This is a genomic window from Bacillus sp. AP50, assembly GCF_040492675.1.
Taxonomy (GTDB): Bacteria; Bacillota; Bacilli; order Bacillales; family Bacillaceae_G; genus Bacillus_A; species Bacillus_A cereus.
This window is the reverse complement of sequence record NZ_JBEUTW010000300.1, coordinates 1-4,697: the sequence shown is the minus strand read 5'-3', so window position 1 is coordinate 4,697 and position 4,697 is coordinate 1. Positions and strand designations below refer to the sequence as shown.

Here is a 4,697-nt window from a genome sequence, read left to right as displayed (position 1 = left end):
TGTTTGTTGGATAAATAATGGACTAAGTTCAGCGTTAGCTGTAGTGGCATTTGAGAAAGTAATACTTTGAACATCCTCAAATAAGAAAGTTTTTCTATCTCCTGGTGTTAATGTAATTGTTTGTGGGGTTGTGGAATTAAATGTTCTAATAGTCAATGTAACAAACGCAGCAAATACAGGGCTAAAACTAAAACGAATTAGAGTTTTATTGTGATTAGTTGTAAAATTTTCAAATAGGGTAATTGTAGAACCGGGTGGGATTTCAAGACTTGTAGGGGTAGTTTCAGATCCAAAAATTGTAAATGTCTCTATGAAACAGTTACTGGAGTTTGAAGAGTTACATGATTTATCTTTTTTCTTGTAATATTTCTTTCCATCTTTACAGAAATAATCTGCCATATCTAATCATTCCTCTCAAAAAAGAGTTTAAGGTTGTCCCATATTATATTATGAAGGTTGTATAAAAAGGTTCTAGTTTAAAAAGAGTAAAAAAAAAGAGAGCCGAAGCCCTCATTGGATAAATTGGTAATTTTTTGAAAAATGACCTTGCTGCCGTCCGTCTAGCCCCTCATAAGCTCGTTGGATGTCGTTGCAAAATTTAAAACTTATTGCTAATCATAAAAAAGACACCCAAAGGTGCCTTCCTCCGACTTGAACCGCTTTAATTTTAATAATATGTATTGGAATCCCATCAAAATAGTATTTTACTACGTTAATTAATATTGATCATTGAGAAAAAATAAAAGCACTCTTTCGAGTGCCTATTTTATTCAGATACAGTAGCTTTATCTTTACGGAAGATACCCATTAATCTTCCGATATCAGTAACAGTCATTATTAATGAAGTTTTATTAATGAATTTAACCAGCATTTTTATGTGAATCAGAACATGTGAGTGGATTTGATTTTGGAAAGAAGAAAGGGACACTCTATATTCAGTTAGATATGGAAGAACTCATGAATCAATTGTCCCCTGTTCAAACAACGGAGATTTCAGAGGCACACATTGGACAGTATCAAAAATTACCAGCTCGTGTTATTATTCATCGATTAACAAAAGAACAAACAGAGAAAAGGTTGAAGGAACAAGCAAAAAAGAAAAGAAGAAAGGTATTACCTACAAAGAACGAAGTAAACGGTTGAGTGGGATCAACGTGTATATTACGAGTCTTTCTACAGAAAATGTTCCAACGGAACATATCCATGACTTGTATTCATTACGCTGGCAAATTGAAATTTTGTTCAAAACATGGAAATCTTTTTTTAAAATTGACAGGTGCAAAGAAATTAAGAAAGAACGCTTAGAATGCCATTTATATGGGCAACTCATTAGTATTTTACTCTGTTCATCGACGATGTTCAAAATGCGTCAGTTACTCTTGGATAAGAAAAAGAAAGAGTTAAGTGAATACAAATCCATCTATATGATAAAGAATTATTATCAATTGTTTTATGAGGGACTACAAAAGAGCATCCATGAATTATTAAAAGTTTTGCTGCGTTTGTTTTACCTTTTAGAGAAAAACGGGAGAAAATCTCATCGGTATGAAAAGAAAATCGTTTTTGATATTTTAGGTGTTGTGTATGATTATATGTTGTCAAAAAGTTTCAAGGTTGCATAATATTTTTTAAAATGCCTAGTTAATAGGTTTATTTGTTATGCCTATCTTTAGAACAGTCGTAGAAATTTAAAGGAATAATCCTCACATATAACCTCTTAGCGCCCTAAGGTTGCTTCCAAAAGTTTTTTATACAAAATAACATCAAAAAATACGTCTTGAACAAGTGTTAAAAAAGAAAGCTGAAGGGCAAGTATATCCTTTTGGAGTCTTTTTAAGAGAAAATGATACAATGAAGATAGTATTAGGAAATTATGGGGATGATTACGTTGCTTACTTTAATAAAATTTGTAGTTAGTTATGCTGCAAGTCTATTTGCTTTTATTTTTGGATGGTTCTTAATTTCATATATTTTTAATCCTAGCTTTATTCACCCGGACGTTTTACAGGGATTCATAAAAACTATCGTCACTTATGGTAGTATACCAGCTCTCATAGCTTGTTTACTTGGGGAAGTTTTATATAGGAAAATTAAACGATGTCGAGAGTTTCAATTTGGAATTCCTTTATTTATAGGACTAGCAGTTATCTATACACTTATAACATTTCTTTTTCTTTTTACTTTTACTTTTTCACATTTCTTTGACTTCGTTGCACCTGTTATTATGGGTTCCTTAGCGTTTTATTTAGTACGTAGAAAAATATAATTCTCGTTTTGGTGCATTATAATAGCTATCTCTGAATCACTAGTTTCAAAAAGCCTTCATGCAATGATGATTGCATGAAGGCTTTTGATGTTTTCTTATTTTTTTGTCTCGTTGACCCATGTAATAATGTCCTGGATGACGTATTCGGGAACGTTAGCAGGGATTTCGTATTCACTAGGGGGGCTTAATTCCCCATCACCCTCCGTGAAGAAATGATTTAATTTCGGGTATTTTTTGAACTGAACATTTCCGCGGTTTGAAAGTCCTTTCTGCCATTTTGTATATTCATCTTTTACTGTTACTTGATAATCACGTGCTCCTTGCAGAATGAGTAAAGGCTCTTTTCTTGATTTTGCCTCTTCAACTGGACGCCACCTAGAAACATCATACATAAAATGAGGTGACCCAAAATTGTAGCCAGCTGGAGGATGGTCAGGATTGAAAGTAGGATCCTGAATAAAAGCAGCCTGTCTTTTTAGTTCATCGATTTCTTCCTTTGGTTTCCCAAGGTATTGATACTGATCAATGGCAATTTCAGTCAAAGGGCGTGCAGGTGGTGCGAGTAAGATGCTTCCTCGGACAAGTGAGGAAGGTGCTTTGCTTAGTATACGTGGCATTGTGCCAGCTCCTAGGCTATGTCCAAGAATGAAAATATTATTTGGATCAATGCCTTCCTGCTGCGCTGCTGATTTTGCTGCAAATATAGCATCATCTGTAGTATCACGGTCTAACGTAACAGGTTCTGTACTCATCTTTAATGCATGTTCTAAGGTGCGTTTTTCATAGCGCAACACTGCAATTCCGTTGGATGAAAGGCCCACTGCAATGTCTCGTAAGATTTTTGTTCCCATATATGTGCTATCGCGATCATGGATGCCAGCACCATGAACAAGAACAACTACGGGCAGTTTTTCACCACGCTTATGTTTCGGAACTGTTAATGTCGCTGGTAACGGATAGGTAGAATTTCCAATGACGATTTCACGTTCTTGATAGGAGTCAGGTTGATCATAGCTAGGATGCGGGATGGTATAAGATTCCTCGGGTGGCCTTTCTCCAATTTCATCTACTTTCCCGCCAGGTGTGAATTTAAGGAGTAGCGGTATGGTAGTTCCTTCGGTATCTGCTGGAATTTCCACCGTCTGATGGACCAAGTTTCGTTCTTTTATCACGGGGGTTCCCATACTTTTTATCCCGCTCCAGCCACTTTGTGTCCACCAGTTTTGTAATGTGGTTGCTGTAAACTTGGATTGAAAAGCAGCAGACGTCAACTGTAGTGCCTCTGCATACTTACCTTTCTGGAGATATTCAAAAAATAATGATGTACGCTCCGTTAAAGAGACTAGTTTCTTTTCAGCAGATTGTTCCTCATGTGTATCTGCGTGAATAGTTGTTGTAAGCGGGAAAGATGAAACGCCTAAAGAAAAGAGTAGGGTAAAGGTAAGGACTGATTTTTGTATTTTCTTTTTTTTATTCATGTTTCAACCTCCAATATGTGATGGTACAAAACAGGTATGGTAATTAGAATTCTGGTGCGAAAATTTCAAAATATTTGCAAGCAATCTCCAAAACTTGGACATACTAATATTATTATTCTAAAAAAATGTAGATTTCTTCTCTTGTTACATGCATATTAATCCCAGAAATAATCTTTCTTCCTTCACTTTATATTTTGATTATACGAAGCAAAGCTCTCGTTTTTCTTACTTGATACTTACAAATTCCTTAAGTAGAGGATATTTTAAAATTTTGGCTGTATGAATATGTAGCGGTACTCCTATGTTAAGAGATAGCTTAAGGACCGAGGATTATATTGTTTTTATAAAGAGTTGATGTTATGTTTGTTTTGTAACATATGGTGTTTTATGCATGTAGGAGGATTTATTGAAGAAATTATTAATATTGTTTTTATTAGCTACATTTTGTCTACAGATTACAGGATGTTCTAATAATATGGGTACACTAAGGGAGAAGTCTAAAACTTTAACAACTGTGAAGTCTAAAAGCATCAATAAAGGGTGGTACAAACATATGTAATAGTTTGTATCACCCTTTGTTGATGTTAGAAGTCATAAGGAAAAGGTTGATAGTTAGATATTTTTCATAAAAAAAAGACACCCATATAAGAGTGTCCTTTCTAATAGTTTTTTAGCAGAAGCAACTGCATCCGATAATGATTAATAGTATAAAGAGTACAACAAGCAAAGCAAATCCTCCAGCAAAACCACAGCCTTCTCCGCAACTACCACCATAGCCCATAATAGTTCCTCCTTTAGGTAAGAGGATTAAAACTAAGGTTCATTCATGTATTTTAACGGGTTCACTTTACTTTATGTTTTTAAGAATGAATGGAGTAGGTCCTTTTAAAAATAACGAAAAGACCCCCTAAAGTGCCTTCCTTCAACTTGAACCATCTTAATTTTAATAATAT

The 4,697-nt window shown here is 34.6% G+C and carries 4 protein-coding genes and 2 pseudogenes; 3 read left to right on the top strand and 3 right to left on the bottom strand.

Translation table 11 applies throughout. From position 1 onward, the window contains the following. A partial coding sequence (locus ABWK52_RS20490; RefSeq protein ID WP_353772102.1) for a hypothetical protein occupies window positions 1-399 on the bottom strand: 399 nt, incomplete at its 3' end. Between the two features lie 516 nt (window positions 400-915). Here ABWK52_RS20490 and ABWK52_RS20485 point away from each other — a divergent pair. From ABWK52_RS20485 to ABWK52_RS20475, 3 genes and pseudogenes are all read left to right on the top strand, one after another. Continuing rightward, window positions 916-1,622, top strand: a pseudogene (locus ABWK52_RS20485) (transposase); the annotation flags it as partial. Window positions 1,623-1,731: 109 nt separating this feature from the next. Then, window positions 1,732-1,854: pseudogene (locus ABWK52_RS20480) on the top strand (GNAT family N-acetyltransferase); the annotation flags it as partial. A 25-nt stretch (window positions 1,855-1,879) separates the two neighbouring features. Beyond that, window positions 1,880-2,266, top strand: coding sequence for a hypothetical protein (locus tag ABWK52_RS20475; RefSeq protein ID WP_088065538.1), 387 nt, complete (start codon window positions 1,880-1,882; stop codon window positions 2,264-2,266). Window positions 2,267-2,361: 95 nt separating this feature from the next. On the opposite strand, the gene ABWK52_RS20470 is transcribed toward ABWK52_RS20475, so the two are convergent. Both ABWK52_RS20470 and ABWK52_RS20465 read right to left on the bottom strand, forming a co-directional pair. Continuing rightward, the gene (locus ABWK52_RS20470) at window positions 2,362-3,744 is read right to left on the bottom strand and encodes an alpha/beta hydrolase (protein ID WP_098541768.1); all 1,383 of its coding nucleotides are present in this window, start codon (window positions 3,742-3,744) and stop codon (window positions 2,362-2,364) included. Between the two features lie 670 nt (window positions 3,745-4,414). Next, on the bottom strand, window positions 4,415-4,525 hold the full coding sequence (locus ABWK52_RS20465; RefSeq protein ID WP_000540371.1) for a YjcZ family sporulation protein: 111 nt from the start codon (window positions 4,523-4,525) through the stop codon (window positions 4,415-4,417). Window positions 4,526-4,697: the final 172 nt, after the last annotated feature.